Origin of the sequence: Arsenophonus endosymbiont of Aphis craccivora (assembly GCF_013460135.1) — a bacterium.
GTDB lineage: Bacteria > Pseudomonadota > Gammaproteobacteria > Enterobacterales > Enterobacteriaceae > Arsenophonus > Arsenophonus nilaparvatae.
The window spans coordinates 235,323-257,347 of sequence record NZ_CP038155.1; the positions used below are offsets into that span (position 1 = coordinate 235,323).

Annotated in this window: 14 protein-coding genes and 9 pseudogenes; 15 read left to right on the forward strand and 8 right to left on the reverse strand. The window is 38.6% G+C overall.

Annotated features, from left to right (window positions below):
* Positions 1-134 precede the first annotated feature (134 nt).
* Entirely contained in the window at positions 135-2,324 is a 2,190-nt protein-coding gene (gene priA, locus E3U36_RS01200) for a primosomal protein N' (protein ID WP_180816831.1), read from the forward strand.
* Positions 2,325-2,341: 17 nt separating this feature from the next.
* Here priA and E3U36_RS01205 read toward each other — a convergent pair whose 3' ends face one another.
* Positions 2,342-2,479 (reverse strand): hypothetical protein, encoded by a 138-nt coding sequence (locus E3U36_RS01205; RefSeq protein WP_180816832.1) that lies wholly within the window; start codon positions 2,477-2,479, stop codon positions 2,342-2,344.
* Here E3U36_RS01205 and E3U36_RS01210 point away from each other — a divergent pair.
* The 8 genes and pseudogenes from E3U36_RS01210 to rraA all read left to right on the forward strand — a co-directional run bounded on the left by E3U36_RS01210 (position 2,473) and on the right by rraA (position 10,089).
* Positions 2,473-3,396 (forward strand): IS5 family transposase, encoded by a 924-nt coding sequence (locus tag E3U36_RS01210; protein WP_180816833.1) that lies wholly within the window; start codon positions 2,473-2,475, stop codon positions 3,394-3,396. The two genes, E3U36_RS01205 and E3U36_RS01210, sit on opposite strands and share 7 nt — an antisense overlap.
* A gap of 186 nt (positions 3,397-3,582) precedes the next feature.
* A pseudogene (gene cytR / locus E3U36_RS01215) lies at positions 3,583-4,594 on the forward strand (DNA-binding transcriptional regulator CytR).
* 70 nt (positions 4,595-4,664) lie between these two features.
* The gene (locus tag E3U36_RS01220) at positions 4,665-5,411 is read left to right on the forward strand and encodes an SPOR domain-containing protein (RefSeq protein ID WP_180816834.1); all 747 of its coding nucleotides are present in this window, start codon (positions 4,665-4,667) and stop codon (positions 5,409-5,411) included.
* Positions 5,412-5,530: 119 nt separating this feature from the next.
* Positions 5,531-6,047: pseudogene (hslV, locus tag E3U36_RS01225) on the forward strand (ATP-dependent protease subunit HslV).
* Between the two features lie 10 nt (positions 6,048-6,057).
* On the forward strand, positions 6,058-7,389 hold the full coding sequence (gene hslU, locus E3U36_RS01230) for an ATP-dependent protease ATPase subunit HslU (protein ID WP_180816835.1): 1,332 nt from the start codon (positions 6,058-6,060) through the stop codon (positions 7,387-7,389).
* A gap of 90 nt (positions 7,390-7,479) precedes the next feature.
* Positions 7,480-8,376: a 1,4-dihydroxy-2-naphthoate polyprenyltransferase gene (locus E3U36_RS01235; RefSeq protein WP_180816836.1), complete on the forward strand. Its 897-nt coding sequence runs from the start codon at positions 7,480-7,482 to the stop codon at positions 8,374-8,376.
* Between the two features lie 47 nt (positions 8,377-8,423).
* Positions 8,424-9,347, forward strand: a pseudogene (locus E3U36_RS01240) (IS5 family transposase).
* A 223-nt stretch (positions 9,348-9,570) separates the two neighbouring features.
* Positions 9,571-10,089: pseudogene (gene rraA / locus E3U36_RS01245) on the forward strand (ribonuclease E activity regulator RraA).
* A gap of 122 nt (positions 10,090-10,211) precedes the next feature.
* Here the strand turns inward: rraA and zapB are convergent.
* On the reverse strand, positions 10,212-10,454 hold the full coding sequence (zapB, locus tag E3U36_RS01250) for a cell division protein ZapB (RefSeq protein WP_032116028.1): 243 nt from the start codon (positions 10,452-10,454) through the stop codon (positions 10,212-10,214).
* A gap of 326 nt (positions 10,455-10,780) precedes the next feature.
* On the opposite strand from zapB, the pseudogene E3U36_RS01255 reads away from it, so the two are divergent.
* Positions 10,781-11,593, forward strand: a pseudogene (locus E3U36_RS01255) (MIP/aquaporin family protein).
* Positions 11,594-11,714: 121 nt separating this feature from the next.
* A pseudogene (gene glpK / locus E3U36_RS01260) lies at positions 11,715-13,168 on the forward strand (glycerol kinase GlpK).
* 243 nt (positions 13,169-13,411) lie between these two features.
* On the opposite strand, the gene E3U36_RS01265 reads toward glpK, so the two are convergent.
* From E3U36_RS01265 to E3U36_RS01290, 6 genes and pseudogenes are all read right to left on the reverse strand, one after another.
* Complete coding sequence (locus E3U36_RS01265; protein WP_180817487.1) at positions 13,412-14,416, reverse strand: glycosyltransferase family 8 protein; 1,005 nt, start codon at positions 14,414-14,416, stop codon at positions 13,412-13,414.
* The gene (locus E3U36_RS01270; RefSeq protein WP_180816837.1) at positions 14,413-15,456 is read right to left on the reverse strand and encodes a glycosyltransferase; all 1,044 of its coding nucleotides are present in this window, start codon (positions 15,454-15,456) and stop codon (positions 14,413-14,415) included. The genes E3U36_RS01265 and E3U36_RS01270 overlap by 4 nt, the downstream gene beginning before the upstream one ends.
* A gap of 48 nt (positions 15,457-15,504) precedes the next feature.
* The gene (gene rfaP / locus E3U36_RS01275; RefSeq protein WP_180816838.1) at positions 15,505-16,302 is read right to left on the reverse strand and encodes a lipopolysaccharide core heptose(I) kinase RfaP; all 798 of its coding nucleotides are present in this window, start codon (positions 16,300-16,302) and stop codon (positions 15,505-15,507) included.
* Entirely contained in the window at positions 16,295-17,419 is a 1,125-nt protein-coding gene (locus tag E3U36_RS01280; RefSeq protein ID WP_180816839.1) for a glycosyltransferase family 4 protein, read from the reverse strand. Before E3U36_RS01280 ends, rfaP begins: the two co-directional genes overlap by 8 nt.
* A 4-nt stretch (positions 17,420-17,423) precedes the next feature.
* Positions 17,424-18,494, reverse strand: a pseudogene (gene rfaQ, locus E3U36_RS01285) (lipopolysaccharide core heptosyltransferase RfaQ).
* A gap of 129 nt (positions 18,495-18,623) precedes the next feature.
* Complete coding sequence (locus tag E3U36_RS01290; protein WP_180816840.1) at positions 18,624-19,547, reverse strand: IS5 family transposase; 924 nt, start codon at positions 19,545-19,547, stop codon at positions 18,624-18,626.
* Here E3U36_RS01290 and E3U36_RS01295 point away from each other — a divergent pair.
* The 4 genes and pseudogenes from E3U36_RS01295 to dsbA all read left to right on the forward strand — a co-directional run bounded on the left by E3U36_RS01295 (position 19,541) and on the right by dsbA (position 21,754).
* Positions 19,541-19,690: a hypothetical protein gene (locus E3U36_RS01295; protein ID WP_180816841.1), complete on the forward strand. Its 150-nt coding sequence runs from the start codon at positions 19,541-19,543 to the stop codon at positions 19,688-19,690. The genes E3U36_RS01290 and E3U36_RS01295 overlap by 7 nt on opposite strands.
* A 156-nt stretch (positions 19,691-19,846) precedes the next feature.
* Positions 19,847-20,093, forward strand: a pseudogene (locus E3U36_RS01300) (DUF1040 family protein).
* Between the two features lie 18 nt (positions 20,094-20,111).
* Positions 20,112-21,101, forward strand: a pseudogene (locus tag E3U36_RS01305) (serine/threonine protein kinase).
* Positions 21,102-21,133: 32 nt separating this feature from the next.
* A complete protein-coding gene (dsbA, locus tag E3U36_RS01310; protein ID WP_180817488.1) occupies positions 21,134-21,754 on the forward strand; it encodes a thiol:disulfide interchange protein DsbA in 621 nt (206 codons plus the stop codon).
* Positions 21,755-22,025 lie beyond the last annotated feature (271 nt).

The following is a 22,025-nucleotide window of genomic DNA, read 5'->3' on the forward strand; positions in this document are numbered from 1 at the left end:
AAATTACTAACAAAGGTGGCGGATAATACAGAAAATCTGTTTATAGCGCAATGAAATCTATTCAAATAATGTGATACTCTATCTTTATGTGTCTTATAAATAAGCTGTATGACAATGATTAGGAACATTTAATAATGGCTATTGTTCAAGTGGCGCTCCCTGTTCCGCTAATGCGCGTTTTTGATTACCAATCCAATCTTCCTTTACCAGCTAAAGGTTGCCGGGTATTGGTGCCATTTGGCAAGCGTACTACCTTAGGTATTGTATTATCGCATAATCAAAATAGTGAGCTCAGTAGTGAACAATTAAAAACCATTGAACAAGTGTTAGATCAAGAATCGTTATTTTCTGACAGTTTATGGTCATTGCTACTTTGGGCATCTCAGTATTACCATCACCCGATTGGTGAAGTACTATTTCATGCACTACCAGTGTTACTGCGGCAAGGAAAAGCGGCAACATTTTCTCCGCTATGGCAATGGCAAATCACCCAGCAAGGTAAAATTTTTGCCCCAAACCAGCTTAAAAGAGCGCCAAAACAACAACAGGCGCTCGCATTACTACAGCAACAGCCCCTTTATAGTCATCAAATAACAGAATACGAATTGAGTGAAAGTGCACTACAAGCATTAAAAAAGAGCGCCTTGATTCAACTATTACCCATCCAACCAAAAATGGAAAACTGGCATACTGATTTTCATCTTTGTGGTGAAAAACCACAACTTAACCTAGAACAGTCAACAGCAGTAGCGGCAATAAGTTCTCTGTCAACATTTATGCCTTGGTTATTAGTGGGGATCACGGGTTCTGGTAAAACAGAAGTCTATCTCAGTGTGATTGAAAATGTTTTAGCACAAGGTAAACAAGCATTAGTCCTGGTACCTGAAATTAGTCTTACTCCCCAAACTATCCAACGATTTAGTGAGCGATTTAATGCGCCTGTTGATGTGCTGCATTCCGCATTAAATGATAGTGAACGACTGACGGTCTGGTTGCGGGCACAAAAGGGACACAGTGCTATTGTAATTGGCACGCGCTCCGCATTATTCACTGCCTTTGCCAATCTTGGCTTGATCATTATTGATGAAGAACACGACAACTCTTACAAACAACAAGATGGATGGCGTTATCATGCCCGTCATCTGGCTGTTTTTCGTGCCAAAAAAGATAACATTCCAATTATTATGGGTACTGCAACACCTTCGTTAGAAAGTCTTTATAATATTGAACAAGGAAAATATCACCGTCTAGATCTAACCCAACGAGCTGGAAATGCCAAACCGGCAAGTCAACATTTACGTGATTTAAAAGGCCAGCCATTAAAATATGGTATGTCAAGAACATTAATACAGCGTATTGAAGATCATCTGGCAGCAAATAATCAAGTGATGCTATTTTTAAATCGCCGCGGTTACTCACCAACATTAATTTGCCATGATTGTGGTTGGATTGCCGAGTGTTCACGTTGTGATCATTATTACACACTACACCATCATCAACGTCAGCTAAGTTGCCACCACTGTGATAGTCAACTGCCAATCCCAATACAATGCTCACACTGCGGCTCAACGCATCTGCTCCCTGTCGGTTTAGGAACTGAACAGTTAGAAGAAGCTATTAACCAGCTTTTTCCTAATATACCGGTTACCCGCGTTGACAGAGATACCACTCGGCGGAAAGGCGCATTAGAAAAACAGCTAGCAACTGTCTATACAGGTGGTGCTCGAATTTTGATCGGCACCCAAATGCTAGCGAAAGGACACCATTTTCCTGATGTTACTCTGGTCGCCCTACTGAATGTAGATGGCGCACTTTTTTCCAGTGATTATCGGGCAACCGAAAGATTTGCTCAGCTTTATATCCAAGTATCTGGACGGGCTGGGCGGGCCGGTAAACATGGTGAAGTGATCCTACAAACCTACCACCCTGAACATCCATTATTAGCGACATTATTAGAAAAAGGATATAACGCGTTCGCGACAGAAACACTAGCGGAACGACGTGATGTTTTTTTGCCACCACATAGCAGTCATATCATGATCCGTTCAGAAGATCATCATAATCAATCGGCACCTGATTTTTTAAACAAGTTCCGCCAATATATAGAACAACATACCATGCGCGACTCACAACTTTGGTTAATGGGTCCTACACCGGCGATCCAAGCTAAGCGGGCAGGCCGTTTCCGTTGGCAATTACTACTCCAGCATCCTTCGCGCTCCTATTTACAACAATTCCTTTCGCATATTTTACCTGAAATTATGGCATACCCTGAAAGTCGAAAAGTAAAATGGAATATCGATGTTGATCCAACTGAAAATTAGTCGCTGCTATTAATCATCTACTTACACCTATTGAAGCAAATAAAATTAGTTTTGTGCGAAGCTATTATATAAAGGCTTTGTTGAATAAATCGAACTTTTAGGTGATTGGCAGAGCTGATCGCTAAATTCGTTTCAACATCAGGTCCCCATGGCAAAGCAAAAGTTTAAAATTACCAACTGGCCCGCGTACAACAAGGCACTCAGACAACGCGGTTCCCTGACGGTCTGGCTTGATGAGTCGGCCATCGCTGGATGGACTGACAGTTCTTCGCCTGAAGGTCGTGGCCGGCCGCTTTACTACAGCGATATGGCTGTTACCACTGTCCTGATGATGAAGCGTGTGTTTAACCTGTCGCTACGGGCATTACAGGGCTTCGTTGATTCGATTTTTAAACTCATGTCTTTGCCGCTGTGCTGTCCGGACTACTCGCTGGTCAGCAGACGAGCAAAGAGCGTCAACATCAGCATAAAAACGCCAACGCGTGGTGAAATCTCGCATCTGGTCATCGACAGTACCGGTCTGAAGGTCTTTGGCGAAGGTGAATGGAAAGTCAGGCAGCATGGGGCTGACAGACGAAGAGTGTGGCGCAAGCTTCATCTGGCAGCAGACAGTGTGAATCATGAGATTATCTGTGCCGACTTATCGCTCAGCGGAACGACAGATGCGCAGGCACTGCCGGGCCTGATTAACCAAACCCACCGGAAAATCAGGGAAGTGTCAGCAGACGGTGCTTATGACGCCTGTTACTGCCACGACGCGTTGCTAAGAAAGAAAATCAGGCCCCTTATCCCGCCGCGAAGCGGAGCGAAATACTGGCCGGACAAGTACCATGAACGTAACCATGCGGTGGCGAATCAGCGTCTGAGCAGGAGTAATGATATGTGGAAAAAGAAAGTGGGTTATCACCGGCGTTCAGTGGCAGAAACAGCAATGTTCCGCATAAAAACTTTGCTGGGTGGCCATCTGAGGCTGCGTGACTATGAGGCTCAGGTAGGTGAAGCAATGGCGATGGTCAAAGCGCTGAACCATATGACGTTGTTGGGTATGCCACACAGCGTCAGGATCGGATAACAGCTGTAGCAGAGGGAGCCATCCTGTCGGCTAATTCTGATTTATTCAACAAAGCCTTATATAAATAAATCTAATTGAACGATTCAGACAAATTTATTTACAAATTTTGCTGGCAAAGTGATTAAGATAAGTAAATGCATTGATTAAATAGACTTAATTAGTCATTGAAGTATGCAAGGTGGAGATATGGAACAAAAGATAAATCACCACAACGCAACGATGAAGGATGTTGCTAACGCAGCAGGCGTGTCTACTGCAACCGTTTCACGAGCACTCACTAGGCCAGACGCGCCAGAAGGTTGAACAAGCTACGTTGAAAACGGGTTATGATACCTATTGTCTGACAAAAAATACCAAATCAAGCAAAGCTAAAACTATTTTTGTTGCTATACCCGATATTACCAGTCCTATTTGTCCTGATATTATTAGTGGTATTGAACAAGTAGCTGCTGAACAAGGATATATGGTACTGATTGGTGATTGTAAACATTATAAAAAACAACAACACACTCTTATTGATATATTTATTAGCCAACAAATTGATGGCATTGTGTTACTCAATTCTGATATTCCGTTTTCACTCGCCAATAGAAAACTAAAAAATTTACCGCCAATAGTTGTTGCAAATGAATTTGTACTTGAATTCAATTTTGCTACTATAAATATTGATAATCTAACCTACTCTTTTAATGCAATTAACTATTTACAAAAACTGGGTCATAAATATATTGCTTGCATAACAGGCCCAGAAACCATTCTATCTTGCCAATATCGTTTGCAAGGTTACACTCAAGCGATACAGCGGGCTGGTAATAAGGTGCAACAGGAATATATTATTAATAGTGATTTTAGTTACCAAGGTGGAGCTGAAGGCATAAAAAAACTTTTTGCATTAACTAAGCCACCTAGCGCAATTTTTTGCCATAATGATATTATGGTTATTGGTGCTATATGACAGGCCAAACGTATGTGGCTAACATTACCAAGAGATTGATCTATTATTGGATGTGGCAATCTCAATTTTGCACAATATAGTGAACCCGCTCTCACCACAATCGAGCAACCTCGCTTTGAAATTGGTCGCCAGGCAATGTTACTACTTTTAGCGAAAATCGAAGGCCACGGAATAGATAAAAATGCAAAACTGCTAGACTGCCATTTAATTATCCGTGATAGTGTGTGTCCACCTAAAAACTAGTCAAAAGTGATTAGGTTAAGTAACATATAACGAATTAATGTAACTTTTTTATTAATTAGCGAATTGAAAAGTGGCACAAAAAGATTACGTAAGACGAGGGCGCACAACGCCCCGTCAAAATAAGCATGCAGGCAAAAAAAAGTCAAATCAAGGATTGCCGAAAACAACCCTTGCTGTCGCTATTTCCATCGTAATTGTCTTTATTGGTGGCTTATATTACATTACGCAAAATAAACGCGTTCCTGTGCTTAACAAAACAACCTCACCTAACAGCAATCAGCCAGTCAACAGTCTACCTCCTAAACCAGAAGAACGGTGGCGTTACATAAAAGAGCTGGAAAAGCGGGGCTCTGATCTACCAAACTTTAACCACTCAACTAAATCAAATATTAATAACACCACCGAGTTAACCAATGAACAGCATCAATTTCTTGAGCAGATTGATGCGGATAGACGCAATCCCACCACAAATCTATCCGAGGTGCCTAATAATGATAATGTTCCCCGCTCACACGTGATCATTAATGGCCCACCAATAGAATCACCTCTGCGATTAAAACCCGCACCACAGCCCCAACAACCAACAAATAACCAACAAAAAATAGTGGTACAATGCGGCTCATTTAAGAACCTGGAGCAAGCAGAATCAGTTAAAGCTAACCTGGCCTTTTCAGGTTTAGAGAGTAGGATTAGCTCGACTGAAGGTTGGCATCGCGTAGTTCTTGGGCCTTACAATCCAGAAGCAGCAGAAAAAATACGTGACCGAGCTAAATCTGTCGGCGTATCCGGCTGTATTCTTCGTACAAGTAAGGGTTGAAAAATAATTCTTATCCCCCATTTACATTCCTAATAGCGTAAATACTGACTTTTTACGTCATAAAAAACCTAAAAAGTATGTTTACATACTCCCCTAATAAAATAACCAAGGGCTGACTCATGACTAAAATCGTAAGTGTTCGCCGTAATGGCCAAGTTGTAATTGGTGGTGATGGGTAATACCGTCATGAAAGGCAACGTCCGTAAAGTGCGCCGCCTTTATAATGATAAAGTTATTGCGGGCTTCGCAGGCGGTACTGCTGATGTATTTACCCTGTTTGACCTTTTTGAACGAAAACTAGAACTTCACCAAGGACACCTAACGAAAGCCGCTGTTGGATTGTCTAAAGATTGGCTTACTGATCGTATGCTGAGAAAACTCGAAGCGCTTTTAGCTGTTGCAGATGAAAACAGCTCATTGATCATTACAGGTAATGGCGATGTTATTCAACCAGAAAATGATTTGAGCGCTATTGGTTCTGGTGGTGCCTATGCACAAGCCGCTGAGCGTGCATTGTTAGAAAATATAACAATGAGCGCACGTGATATTACAGAAAAAGCGTTAAATATAGCGAGTGATATCTGTATTTATACCAACCATAATTTTAACTTTGAAGAGCTCTCTTCAAAACCTTAAGGATTTAAACATGTCTGAAATGACGCCTCGTGAAATTGTCAGTGAATTGGACAATCATATTATTGGTCAAGACAAAGCAAAACGTTCTGTCGCTATTGCGCTACGTAATCGTTGGCGTCGTATGCAACTTGATGAAGCACTACGTCAGGAAGTAACACCGAAAAATATTTTGATGATTGGCCCAACTGGTGTGGGTAAAACTGAAATTGCCCGTCGTTTGGCAAAACTGGCTAATGCTCCCTTTATCAAGGTAGAAGCAACAAAGTTTACTGAAGTCGGTTATGTGGGTAAAGAGGTCGATTCTATTATTCGTGATTTGACTGACGCTGCTGTAAAAATGGTACGCCTGCAATCTATAGAAAAAAACCGTTACCGAGCAGAAAAACTGGCAGAAGAACGTATTCTTGATGTTTTATTACCTCCGGCTAAAAATAATTGGGGACAACCTTATCCTAATGTAGAACCTTCTACCGCACGTCAATCTTTCCGTAAAAAACTAAGAGAAGGTAAGCTGGACGATAAAGAAATTGAAATTGAGGTTGCTACTATACCGGTAGGCGTTGAAATTATGGCTCCTCCTGGTATGGAAGAAATGACCAGTCAATTGCAATCTATGTTTCAAAATCTGGCAGGGCAAAAACATAAACTCCGTAAGATGCAGATCAAAGAAGCCTTCAAAATATTGATCGAAGAAGAAGCAGCAAAACTGGTCAATCCAGAAGAACTAAAACAGCAAGCCATTGATGCAGTTGAACAACACGGCATTGTTTTTATCGATGAAATCGATAAAATTTGTAAACGTGGTGAAACGTCTGGCCCTGATGTCTCTCGAGAAGGTGTACAACGTGATTTGATACCTTTAGTTGAAGGCTGCACCGTTTCTACTAAACATGGGATGGTAAAAACTGATCATATTCTGTTTATCGCTTCTGGTGCATTCCAGGTTGCCAGCCCATCGGATTTGATCCCGGAGCTACAAGGCCGATTACCCATCAGAGTCGAACTACAAGCGCTAACGGCAGAAGACTTTAACCGTATTTTAACTGAACCAAATGCCTCTTTAACTATACAATATAAAGCATTGATGGCAACCGAAGGTTTAAACATTGAATTTACGCCAGAAGGTATTAATAAAATTGCTCAAGCAGCATCGCAAGTAAATGAAAAAACAGAAAATATTGGTGCTCGTCGATTACATACCGTTCTTGAGCGATTGATGGAAGACATCTCTTTCGATGCTAGTGAACGCAATGGTCAAGACATTATAATTGACGCTGATTACGTAGCTAAGCATCTAGATGAACTAGTTGCTGATGAAGATCTGAGTCGATTTATTTTATAATCTGGCGTCGTTAACTTTGCTGATTATAATCTTGGATGGGGGGCTAAGCCTCCCATTATTTTTATAACAACAAACTTGTGTATTAATTACATGAATTTAATCACATCAAGAAAGCCTATACAAATACAGGCGTGGCTAGAAAGTTTACGCCCCAAAACACTTCCGTTGGGTATTGCGCCAATTATAATGGGTTCTGCATTAGCTTATTGGTCTGGCACTTTTACCCTCTCTATTGCATTATTAGCTTTACTCACTGCTGCTGCACTACAAATTCTATCCAATCTGGCGAATGATTATGGCGATGCGATTAAGGGCAGTGATAACGAGCAACGATTGGGGCCATTACGAGGTATAAAAAAAGGAATTATTAGCCTGGCAGAAATGAAAGTTGCCCTAAAAATCACTATCTTTATTTGTTGTTTATGTGGCTTAACTCTGATCATAGTCGCTTGTCGAATGCCAAAGGATATTATTGGCTTTCTGATACTCGGCGTTATCGCTATAATAACAGCCATCACCTACACCGTGGGGAAAAAACCCTATGGATATCCGGGGCTTGGCGACATCTCAGTGTTGATCTTTTTTGGTTGGTTAAGTGTGATCGGAACTTACTATCTGCATACTAACCACTTTAATTTGATGATATTATTACCAGCAACCGCTTGTGGATTGCTGTCAGTAGCAGTACTAAACGTTAACAATATGCGTGATATAGAAAATGATATTAAAGCCGGTAAAAATACCTTGGCTGTTAGATTAGGCACTAAAGGCGCTCGAAAGTATCATGCGGCACTCATCTTAATTGCCATTTTTTGTTTAATTCTGTTTAGCTTGTTATATCTTCATCACTGGACGGGTTGGTTATTTTTGCTCGCTATACCGATGTTACTAAACCACATAAAGAGAGTTATCCATGATACCACCGCGCTGGGTATGAAACCTTTATTGGAAAATATGGTGGCTTTGTTGAATAAATCGAACTTTTAGGTGATTGGCGGAGCTGATCGCTAAATTCGTTTCAACATCAGGTCCCCATGGCAAAGCAAAAGTTTAAAATTACCAACTGGCCCGCGTACAACAAGGCACTCAGACAACGTGGTTCTCTGACGGTCTGGCTTGATGAGTCGGCCATCGCTGGATGGACTGACAGTTCTTCGCCTGAAGTTCGTGGCCGGCCGCTTTACTACAGCGATATGGCTGTTACCACTGTCCTGATGATGAAGCGTGTGTTTAACCTGTCGCTCCGGGCATTACAGGGCTTCGTTGATTCGATTTTTAAACTCATGTCTTAGCCGCTGTGCTGTCCGGACTACTCGCTGGTCAGCAGACGAGCAAAGAGCGTCAACATCAGCATAAAAACGCCAACGCGTGGTGAAATCTCGCATCTGGTCATCGACAGTACCGGTCTGAAGGTCTTTGGCGAAGGTGAATGGAAAGTCAGGCAGCATGGGGCTGACAGACGAAGAGTGTGGCGCAAGCTTCATCTGGCAGCAGACAGTGTGAATCATGAGATTATCTGTGCCGACTTATCGCTCAGCGGAACGACAGATGCGCAGGCACTGCCGGGCCTGATTAACCAAACCCACCGGAAAATCAGGGAAGTGTTAGCAGACGGTGCTTATGACGCCTGTGACTGCCACGACGCGTTGCTAAGAAAGAAAATCAGGCCCCTTATCCCGCCGCGAAGCGGAGCGAAATACTGGCCGGATAAGTACCATGAACGTAACCATGCGGTGGCGAATCAGCGTCTGAGCAGGAGTAATGATATGTGGAAAAAGAAAGTGGGTTATCACCGGCGTTCAGTGGCAGAAACAGCGATGTTCCGCATAAAAACTTTGCTGGGTGGCCATCTGAGGCTGCATGACTATGAGGCTCAGGTAGGTGAAGCAATGGCGATGGTCAAAGCGCTGAACCGTATGACGTTGTTGGGTATGCCACACAGCGTCAGGATCGGATAACAGCTGTAGCAGAGGGAGCCATCCTGTCGGCTAATTCTGATTTATTCAACAAAGCCAAATATGGTAAAAGCGGCATTGCTGACTAATATTCTATTTTCTGTTGGACTTATTTTAAATTAATTATTGTAATTTTGATTTTTCTCAGTATTTTTATCAGCTATGTTTTTGCAAAAAATAACCAGATAAGGATATACTGAACTTCCCTTAAATAGACCGAAATCCTATGAAATATGATACTGCCGAGCTTTGTGATATCTACCAAGAAGAGGTGAATGTGGTAGAACCTTTATTCTCTAACTTTGACGGGCGTACTTCATTTAGTGGTCAAATCGTAACAGTGAAATGTTTTGAAGACAACGGCATCATCTACGATTTACTGGAAGAACAGGGGGAGTGCCGGATCCTATTAGTTGATGGTGGCGGCTCTGTACGTAAGGCGCTAATTGATGCTGAATTGGCAAAATTTGCCATGAAAAACCAATGGTAAGGCATTGTTATTTACGGTGCAGTACGTCAGGTTGATGAATTGGCAGAATTAGATATCGGTATTCAAGCAATCGCTGCCATTCCGGTAGGTTGTACCAGTGAGGGTATCGGAGAAAGTGATGTGCGAGTCAATTTTGGTGGCGTCACATTCTTTACAGAAGATTATTTGTACGCAGATAATACCGGTATTATCCTTTCCGAGCATCCATTACTTTTAGATGGTGAGTCAAACAACGATCAAGATATTAAAGACTAATACTCTTTCAGCTAAAAACAAACATTGTTGTATTATTCAATATCTATCGATTAAGTAGCAATAAGGGCAACAAATTTTGCCCTTATTGCTATTTTTTTCTAATGTAATGAAATATCGGACAATTACTGAACATCTTCCATTCGACCTAATAGACCGCGTAAACGCTCTTGCCAAGCATGCTGTTCTTGTTTTAAATTCTCATTTTCATGAGCCAGCGTTCCATGTTTCTCTTTAGCACTCGCTACTTCTTGATACAAAATATTATTTTTCTCTTTAAGTTCATTAACTTCCATCTGCAAAAGCTCAATTGTTTCAATAGCTTGTTGAACTTTAGTTTCTAACTTTTCAAAAACTTCAAATGACATTCTTTCGTCCCCTTTTTTAGCAATGCTACGATTGTAAGTAGCCTTCTTACGCCTGTCTAGTTGTGAAAGCTCTCGATAAATGTCGATTTAACTTTAATTATTTCTATTTATCCAACTAATTGCAAAAAAATACATCAACTAGAATGTCAGTTCGATCACTTTATCAGAGCGATTTCGCTCATTTTTTTGAAGTGATCCAACATATTTGATCCCATTATTTCAGTTTACGTTCATTTAACGATAAATTCCTTCAGAGTTTCCTTAGGAAATAACAAATAAAAAACCAATTTTATTGCTTAGTATGCATACTTTTGTAGGATAAACATATGAGTCAAATTACTTCACCAACGCTAACAGGTCAATGTATCTCTGAATTTTTAGGTACTGCCTTACTGGTCTTCTTTGGCCTGGGCTGTGTTGCTGCTACGCGTATTGCAGGCGCACAACTAGGTTTATGGGAAATCAGTATGATTTGGGGATTTTTCGTGGCTCTAGCCGTTTACCTTACGGCAGGTATTTCAGGAGCGCACTTAAATCCGGCGATTACCGTTACTTTTTGGTTATTTGCCCATTTTGATAGAAAAAAAGTACTGCCTTATATTATTGCACAAATGCTGGGAGGCTTCGTCGCTGCCGCTCTCGTTTATGGGTTGTACTTCGAACTATTTCTAGATTATGAAAAATTACACCATATAGTACGTGGTTCACCAGCAAGCTTATTTACTGCCGGCGTTTTTTCTACTTATCCAGCAGGCCAAATTAGCGTCCTACAGGCATTTCTGGTTGAAGTTGTTATTGCTATTATCTTTGTTTGTATGATATTAAGTTTAACAGATGATAACAATGGCATACCCCGTGGCCCACTAGCACCACTACTTATTGTTATTCTGATTGCAGTTATTGGTGGTTCATTTGGCCCACTTACCGGTTTCGCATTAAATCCTGCTAGCGATTTCGGCCCCAAACTAATAACTGATCTGGCTGGTTGAGGTGATATTGCCTTAACCGGTGGACGAGATTTCCCTGATTGCATAATTCCCCTAACTGCAACTTTTGTTGGCGCTATTCTCGGTGCTTTTGCTTATCGCAAACTGATTGGCTACCATTTACCTACTATGGCAAATCAAAACAAAAAATAAACGCAAAAATAATTCAAAAAAATAATATGAAGTAAATTGGACAATTATTATTACAACTGAAACACCAACAACAAAAAAATATATTATCGCACTTGATCAAGGTACCACTAGTTAACTAACCATTATTTTTTATCATGATGCTAATATTATTAATATTTCTCAACGTGAATTTCCTCAAATTGACCCAAAGTCAGGTTGGGTAGAACATGATGCAATAAAAATTTGGGCAACCCAAAGTGCTACTTTAGCTGAAGCATTAGCCATTTCTGATATTCTCAGTGATCAAATTGCTGGAATTGGTATAACCAATCAACGCGAAACTACTATAGTTTGGGAAAAGAAAACCGGTAAACCCATTTATAATGCGATTGTTTGGCAATGTTGTCGTACTGCTGATTTCTGTCCCGAACTAAAGCGTAATAACTCAGAACTGGAGAAATATATCCGTGAAAATACCTGTTTAGTAGTTGACCCTTATTTCTACGGTACAAAACTTAAATGGATCCTGGAAAATGTTGACGAAGCCTATGAACGAGCAAAAAATGGCGAGTTACTCTTTGAGACTATTGATACTTGGCTAGTATGGAAAATGACACAAGGGCGTATCCATGTTACTGACTATACTAACGCATCTCGTACTATGCTGTTTAATATTCATGAGCTGGAGTGGGATCAAACAATCCTCGATGCCTTTAATATTACACGCGCCATATTACTAACAGTACGTCCATCATCAGAAATTTATGGGACAACCAATATTGGTGGTAAAGGTGGAACACGCATACCAATAGCCGGAATGGCCTGCGATCAACAAGCTGCCTTTTTGGTCAGTTATGTGTCCAACCCGGAATGGATAAAAACACCTATGGAACCGGCTGTTTCCTATTAATGAATACAGGCAAAAAAGCCAAAATTTCCGATCATGGCTTACTAACTACTATTGCCTGTGGCCCACAAGGTTAATTGAATTATGCCCTAGAAGGTGCCGTTTTCATGGCAGGTGCTTCTATACAATGGCTGCGTGATGAACTGAAATTAATTGATGATGCTAACGATTCTAAATATTTCGCTAATAAAGTCAAAAATAATAACGGTGTCTATGTCGTTCCAGCTCTAACATGTTTAGGCGCTCCTTATTGGGATCCTTACGCCCGCTGTGCGATTTTTGGCTTAACACGCGGCGCCAATCGTAACCATATTCTTCGTGCAACATTAGAATCTATTGCCTACCAAACGCGTGATGTTCTGGAAGCGATGCAAAAAGATGCAGATATGCGCCTGAGTTCATTGCGTGTTGATGGCGGTGCTGTCGCCAATAATTTCTTGATGCAATTCCAATCTGAAATCCTAGGAGCCTACGTAGAGCGTCCTATTATTCGTGAAAGTACCGCATTAGGTGCAGCTTTACTTGCTGGGCTAGCTATTGGTTTCTGGCAAGATTTGGATGAAATTAAAGAAAAAATGCGTATTGAAAAAAAATTCCCTCCTAGAATTGAAACCACTGAACGTAACTATAAATATAACGGGTGGAAAAAAGCCGTTTCCCGCGCCAGAGATTGGGAAGAACACACTTAATCTCAATTAAAATCGATAAATAATAAAATAGCAGTAAATAATTACTGCTATTTTTATATAAAAAGTATAATTAATTCAATACAAATAATTAATAAAAAATAAAAATATATAACTCCTCACTAAGGTTAGCAAAAACGAATTAGTTTAATTGTCATTTTTATGCCTATAATGGCTTTGTTGAATAGCGATAAAAAATTGATTAATTAGCTAAGAGAAAGCACCTATCTGTAAGGTGCTTTAAAATTATTTTTTTAGTAATTTATATTTAATTAAACATAACAAACCATGCACATATTTATGTTGTAAAAATAGATGCTTATATTTTTCTTGTAGTTCCGTTCTCTTTTCTGCGATTTTTAATGGCTGATCTTTCCACGGTGAGTGAATATATGAGTTGAAAAAAAATTGACTGGCCGGATAATTAATACCCCAAGTATGCCAGGGTTTTGTGACGCCAGTATAGTGGATAAGAATGGTGCTATCAGTTATGGTATTTTTGTATTTGGATAAATCGTGGTAAGCCAATTCATTTTTCAACGTATATATACAGTTATAATCACGAGATAAATAGATGTTTTGCGTCTGAAATAATATATTTAGTGCATCTTGATCAAGGTATTTTAATTTACCAAAATTCGTTGTTCCGCGTACCAGTTCTAATGATTTTTTGGATAAATCATTTTCAATCCATTTCTTTAAATTCACATAGATTACGCCGGCATTAAAATATTTGCCATTTAAATCGGTTAACTTTAGTCGAGTCGCACTTGATTGCTGCATGTTGTTGACATCGAGTACCACGGCGGCAAAAGAATTCGCTAAGTTTAGCTGAAATAGTTCTTTTAGATTGCCTTTGCAAATAACATCAGCATCTAGATATAAAATAGAGTTTATGTTTGTACTTAAATATTCAAAAGCGATTAATCTAAAATAGGTGGCATAAGACCAGAAATCTGAGGTTGATAATTGTTTTAATTCTTCAGCATCTAACAGATAGATAATTATATTAGAATTATACTTTGTTATCATTTTTTGGAAACGTTGTATATATTCGTCATCAATATAATCAGTAAATAGGTGAAAATTGAAATCTGTATCAATATTATTTATTAATACGGAATTTATTGATATCGCTGCACCAAGTAGGAAATTTTTATCAACGCCATAAGCAATGTTAAAATTTTTATTCTTTTCAAGAAGATTTTTTTTCCCCGCAATATTAAAACTTGGTTTTATAAAATGCTTCATGATAAACATAGCCCTTTAACTCTTTTAAAGAGAATTTTAAATTTTGCTAAATAATAGTGAGTATAATTCTTTAAACCTTCGTGGTATTTTCTTTGTTTAAATTTATGTTTAGCGCAATACCTTAAAAGGTGTACGCTTTCTGCTTTTAATAGCGGTTTATTTTGCCAGGGGGAAGCATTTTTTGCTTTTATGAATGGTTGGGAAAAAGGTGATATTGCCCACTCATGCCATGGCTTGGTCGGGCCAATATAGTGAATAAAAATAGTATCAATAGCAAACGCAGCATGTTTAACGCTTTTCAGACCATAATTTATACTATATTGAGTATTATATTTTTTGGTTAGATAGATTATTTTATTTGCTAGCAGAATATTTAAAACATCTTGGTCTAAAAAAGAGAATTTATTTTTTAACGCATTATTTTTAAGTAATCTCATTGCCTGCGTTGAAATATCCTCTTCTGCCCAGCGATTAAGATTAATGAATAAAAATCCAGCATTAAAATATCCTTGCGAGATATTTTCTACTTCTAATTCGAATGCTCTTTTTTGCCACCATTTTTCATTTTTTTCTGTCACAACTGCAGCAATTTCATTATTATTGAAGTGAATGTTTTGTAATCTATCTAAACTATTATTACATATGATATCTGCATCTAAGTATAAAATTTTATCTAATTTATTTGAAAAATAGTCAGCAATGATGAATCTAAAGTAGGTGGCATAGGACCAGTTTTTAGTACTAGGTAATGATTTTAAGCTCTGATCGTCAACCAAATAAATATTTATTTCAATTTTATATTGTTGCGCAAGAGTATCGAACAAGGTTTCTTGCTCATGATCAAAATAATCGGTAAATATATGGAAACAATGATTATTATTAATATTATGCAGTGCAATTGATGTTATCGAAATTCCGCAACCATATAAAAATTTTTTGTCTACCCCATAGGCAATATGGAATTTAGGGTGGCAATCAGCATGCAAATTTGGCGTTAAGCAGAGTTTTTGCGTAATAACTTTATGCTTGTCAAAATACATGTACTATACCTATTTCCTGAAATTTTTTATAAAACAAAACGGTTAGAGTTATAATCCTCTCCTAACTGTTCTTTCTTTTATTATTTCTGCTTTAATATTAGCGCTCGATATCAATTTTTGTTCATTGTTGAGAATATTTTTTAAATTATCAGAAAAATAAATCTGAATAAAACGAAAAATATCTCGTTGGGTTAAACCAATATTCAGTGATGAAAAATATAATCCAATCAAATCCTTATCTTTCCAACGTTTTGGTACATACTGACGTATTTGGGCACGATGCAAGTCAATGATTGAAATCTTTAATTTTTTGTCATCGCCGTCAAAGGGCAAATGTAATAAAAAATGGCAAATATAGCAATCACGATGATTGACACCACATGCATGCATTTTACGTACTATTTCAGCCATTCGACAAATTAATATTTTTTTAGTACTAAATTGGGGAGCTGAATTTTTCCAATTTGCGCAGTACTCTTCTAAGCTAATGGTTGGAATCAGCGCTTTGGTAATAATAAATGACTTACGGCGTAAAGCATTAATTCCTTTTTGACCGAAAGCTTTACCATGCATAGTGTCAATGCCTGCCTCAGTTAGACGATGGATTGCTTTCCATTCTCTATCCGCACCTAATACTGGTAAGCGTAAAGAAAATAGATTTTTTAGTACTTCTTTTAACGTAGTACCATAATGAATTTTGAGAAAATAACTTTTTTCATTGAGCATAAAGCATAATGTTTTGCGTGTCTCTAATTGACGAAAAATTTTACCATCTAATTTTTCTATTTCTATAAAGGGATCTTTGCCTTGCCATAAGTTTTTAAAAGGTTGTTTAAGTTCAAGCATGCTGGCATCCAAAAATAATATCTGCAGCTTTTTCAGGCAAACTGTATAAATCTTGAGTATCAGCAAAGTGGCGTGCAGATTCCGACCAGTGTTTTAATAGAGATTTATTAGTTAAACTTGTTGTTAAAGCATTATTAAGATTTTTTTGCTTATAAGGCTCATCTATTACTATGCCACAATATGCATGTTTGATATAGAACGCATAGCCACATATATCTGTTGTAATTACTGGTAAACCCGCTGCAATGGCTTCGATTAATACTATGCCAGCAGCTTCTTGATAGGCAGGATGGATTAACATATCAGCAGCAGCCATCAATTCTGCTATATCATGACGCCCCTGAAAAAATAAAACTTGTTTATCTATCCCCAAATTTTTTGCTAGCCGTTGATAACTGGTAGGTGAGTCTTGTCCTACTACCATTAACATAGTCTTATTTTTTATTTTGTCAGGCAGGGCAGCTATTGATTTGAGTGTTCTGTCTACGCCTTTACGTTTAAAATCTGAACCGACTTGTAATAAAAGAAATTGGTCTTCAGAGATAGCATTTTTTTTACGATAAATTGGTTTTGCGTCAATAATTTGTTGGTCATATTTTCTACTAAGGTCAATGCCCGGTGGTAACAGATAAAAACGTGCGTCAGGTGTTTTGTAATGTTTTTTAAAATCATTAATTTGATGTTGGGTAAGCATTAATAATTTGGTGTGACTGTCTGCATCAAAAACCGCTTTTTCATAAGCAATATAATGTTTGTATCGTTTGGTCAGTTTATAAAAAAAACCTTTTTCTTTTTCAACTTTTTCTGCATAACAAACATCTGCTGCATAATAAATATCTAATCCTGGCATCTTATTAAAACCGACAATAATATCAGCCGGATGCTGGGTTAAATGTGTTTTGACCTGATGATAAAATGCTTCATTACGCCCATTATTTGTATGTGCTTTAACTGGGATTATGATAACGTTAATATCAGCAGGAATTTCACCATCCCATACCATTGTGTAAACACGTATTTGATGCCCTCGTTTTTTGCAAGCAGAGAGAATCTGAATGAAATCTCTTTGTAATCCACCAAAAGGGAAATATTTGTATAAACAAAATGCAATTTCCATCGGATTATATCTCTATCTCAGATTTTATGGTTTGTATATCCATTGGTAACATTTTTTTTGTAGCGGTAATAACATCTTTAACTGGAATTATTGATAAATACTTTTTATTACGATCACGTTCGTGTCGTTCTGGCATTTTTTCATAATTACCAGCCCAAATTTGAATAACGTTTTTACTCCATGGTTTCCAATATTGATGATCTGTCGCACCGAACAAGCAAATAATAGGGGTTTCTAATGCGGCTGCAATATGCATTGGTGCTGAATCTACACCGATGAAGAAGGCGGCATGGCTAATTAGAGCACCTAATTCTGGAAATGTTGTTTTTCCTGCAAATTCGGTAATGGGTGATTGACGACATTGTTGTGCAATATTAGCCACACAGCTGAGATCATCTGTACTGGGACCTGATGTTAGTATCACCTGGTATCCTCTAGATTGTAGATTATCAATCACCTCAGCAAATTTTTCATCATCCCAGCACTTAAATTTTTGTCTAGCTTTTGGTTGGATAACAACATAACTACTATGTACCCCTAGAGATATTAATCGGTGATTAATTTTTTCCTAATCGTTTGGTTGATAAGTCATTGTTGTACTGGAATACCAAGTATTAAGTTGAAGTGGTTTTAATATAGAGAGATTTTGTTCAACAACATATTTTCCCGTTGGTTTAACCATATGTGTAAAACTTTCAGACCAATAGTTTGTATTTCTATAGTTGAATTGGTGAGAAATTTTTATCTTGGCAGGGATACATCTTACCAAAAAAGGTACAATCCATTGATCAGCTAAATTTATAATTAAATCATAATGATTTTTGCGTCATTTATTGATTAATAAAATAAAGTTAACTAATTTGGCTATTGTGTTATTTTTTTTGTTTTTAATGCCATAAAGTGCATGAATTTCTCTATTTTCAGACAAAATTGGTATTGTATCTTGATAGAGAAGAATATCAATTTTAGCGGCTGGATAATTTTTTTTGAGCGTGCTAATAACAGGTGTTGTCAGCAACATATCTCCATGAAATCGCATTTTAATGATCAGAATTTTTTTAAATTGTTTATCCACTTGCTGCAGTCACTCTTGAATTGTTTGTTTATAAGCTTATCTGATTTTTGACCAATGTTATCATTATAAATTCGGCTTTGTTGAATAAATCAGAATTAGCCGCCAGGATGGCTCCCTCTGCTACAGCTGTTATCCGATCCTGACGCTGTGTGGCATACCCAACAACGTCATACGGTTCAGCGCTTTGACCATCGCCATTGCTTCACCTACCTGAGCCTCATAGTCACGCAGCCTCAGATGGCCACCCAGCAAAGTTTTTATGCGGAACATCGCTGTTTCTGCCACTGAACGCCGGTGATAACCCACTTTCTTTTTCCACATATCATTACTCCTGCTCAGACGCTGATTCGCCACCGCATGGTTACGTTCATGGTACTTGTCCGGCCAGTATTTCGCTCCGCTTCGCGGCGGGATAAGGGGCCTGATTTTCTTTCTTAGCAACGCATCGTGGCAGTAACAGGCGTCATAAGCACCGTCTGCTGACACTTCCGTGATTTTCCGGTGGGTTTGGTTAATCAGGCCCGGCAGTGCCTGCGCATCTGTCGTTCCGCTGAGCGATAAGTCGGCACAGATAATCTCATGATTCACACTGTCTGCTGCCAGATGAAGTTTGCGCCACACTCTTCGTCTGTCAGCCCCATGCTGCCTGACTTTCCATTCACCTTCGCCAAAGACCTTCAGACCGGTACTGTCGATGACCAGATGCGAGATTTCACCACGCGTTGGCGTTTTTATGCTGATGTTGACGCTCTTTGCTCGTCTGCTGACCAGCGAGTAGTCCGGACAGCACAGCGGCAAAGACATGAGTTTAAAAATCGAATCAACGAAGCCCTGTAATGCCCGGAGCGACAGGTTAAACACACGCTTCATCATCAGGACAGTGGTAACAGCCATATCGCTGTAGTAAAGCGGCCGGCCACGACCTTCAGGCGAAGAACTGTCAGTCCATCCAGCGATGGCCGACTCATCAAGCCAGACCGTCAGGGAACCGCGTTGTCTGAGTGCCTTGTTGTACGCGGGCCAGTTGGTAATTTTAAACTTTTGCTTTGACATGGGGACCTGATGTTGAAACGAATTTAGCGATCAGCTCCGCCAATCACCTAAAAGTTCGATTTATTCAACAAAGCCGCGATATGATCAAAATTAAATTTGTTAAGTTGATTTATTATAAATATGTTTATCTATTAGATAGTTGATATTTTAACTCAATACATAATAGTAACTAATAAAAAAATAATTTTTATGTTAACTGACAAAGTAACGCTTTCTCTAGCAGATAATCCTTGGTAATTTGTATAAATAATTTGTTAGTAAGGTATTGAAAAAGGAAATATCATCGGTTAAACGAAGTTATTGAACTGCTGCAACCCTTATGGCAGGAATATCCAGAATTAAATTTGGCGCAATTATTGCGAAAATTAGCTGATGAAGCTGGTTTTAAAGGGGATTTATGCGATTTGACTGACGATACTTTGATTTATCATTTAAAAATGCGTAACTCTCCAACGGAAGCCGCGATACCTGGTTTGCAAAAAGATCGATCACCAAGACGATTTCAAAACAGCGCTTTTACGCGCTCAGGGCATCATTAAAGAGTAACCTGATAGAGATAATAAAGTGACACAGCACAGTGCTTTTCATTTCAAAACGATTACCCTCGATTTAATTCATGATGCGTTAATAGAAGTTGGATTATACCCTGATTCAGGGATAATCGAGTTGAATAGTTATGAAAATCGAGTTTACCAGTTTCTAGATGAACAGCATAAACGTTACGTTGTGAAATTTTATCGACCAACGCGTTGGAATCGGACTCAGATCCAAGAAGAACACGATTTTATGTTGTCTTTGTATGAAGCTGGTTTATCGGTTATTGCTCCTCTATTTTTCGCCGGGCAAACTGTATTGGAGTATCTAGGTTTTTTATACGCAGTTTTTCCGAGTGTTGGGGGACGGCAATATGAGCCTGATAACTTGTTACAGTTGGAAGAGGTAGGTCGATTAATTGGGCGCATTCATCAAATAGGATATCAGCACCATTTTTCTACCAGGCCAACTATTGGAATTGATGAATATTTAATTACTCCTCGTAACATTCTAGCGAATACTCCTTTACTACCCGGTAAATTAAAACAAAATTTTCTCTTTGTCCTTGATGAGCTTATTGTTGAAGTAAAAAAGCGTTGGTCGCAACCGCATAGTTATCTTCGCTTACAGGGTGATTGTCATCCTGGTAATATTTTGTGGCGAGATGGCCCTTTTATTGTCGACTTTGATGATGCTCGTAATGGCCCAGCAGTACAAGATTTATGGATGCTTTTAAACGGCGAACGTCGGGAACAACGAATTCAACTTGAAATATTATTAGAAGCTTATACTGAGTATACGCATTTTGATAATGAACAGTTGACACTGATTGAGCCTTGACGAGCCATGCGAATGATTCATTATTTATCATAGATTGTTCGGCGTTGGGAAGATCCGGCTTTTCCGCGAGTTTTTCCTTGGATGATTGAGTATGATTTTTAGCGTAAACAGCAGTTACTTTTTTCTGAACAGATCAATGCGCTAAATGAGCCGCCTTTGCAACCCGGTTTAATATATTAATAAATGGAAAATATTTTTGGAGAATGAGTAATATGAATAAATTTTGGTTAGCTTTAATAGGGTTAGTACTGTCTTATGGTGTTTCTGCCGCAAATTACGCGGAGGGTACTGAATTTATCAAAATAGAAAAAGCAGTACAAAATGCACCTCGCGTCGTAGAGTTTTTTTCTTTTTACTGTCCACACTGTTATCAATTTGAATCCATCTATCATGTATCCCAAACCGTAGCAAAAAATTTACCTAAAGACATTAAAATGGAACGCTACCATGTTGATTTTTTGGGGCCATTAGGCGCTGAATTAACAAAAGCTTGGACGGTAGCAATGGTGTTGAAGTTTGAAGATAAAGTGTCACCATTGTTGTTTGAAGGGATCCAAAAGACAGAATCGATAAATACCCCTGCTGATATTCAAGCTGTGTTCATTAAAGCTGGCGTCAAAAGTGAGGAATATGATGCAGCGCTAAATAGTTTTGTCGTTAAATCGTTGGTTGTAAAACAACAGCAAGCAGTGGAAGAGTTTCAATTACGTGGTGTGCCGGCTATTTTTGTTAATGGTAAATATATGATACGTAACAATGGCATCACGATTGAAGATGTCAATAATTATGCTAAAGCTTATTCTGATGTTGTTCACTTTTTAATTAGTAAATAAGTAAGCCTTTTTTCCACCTTTTTTAATAGCGCCATGTTGTACCAACGGTTTAACATATTGGTACAACAGCGGATTTTTCCTATTTTTTGGCATATTATTCTGTAATATCCACAAAAAAATGTTAACCGGCAAAAATAGCAGCGCGATATTATTTTTATCCGTAACGTCTTGATTATCATTTAATATTGTTTTCTAAGTTAAATCTGTTTAACTATTGAATATAGTATAATAAGAAGATTTACACACAAGTTTATCCACAGGATGTTCTAGT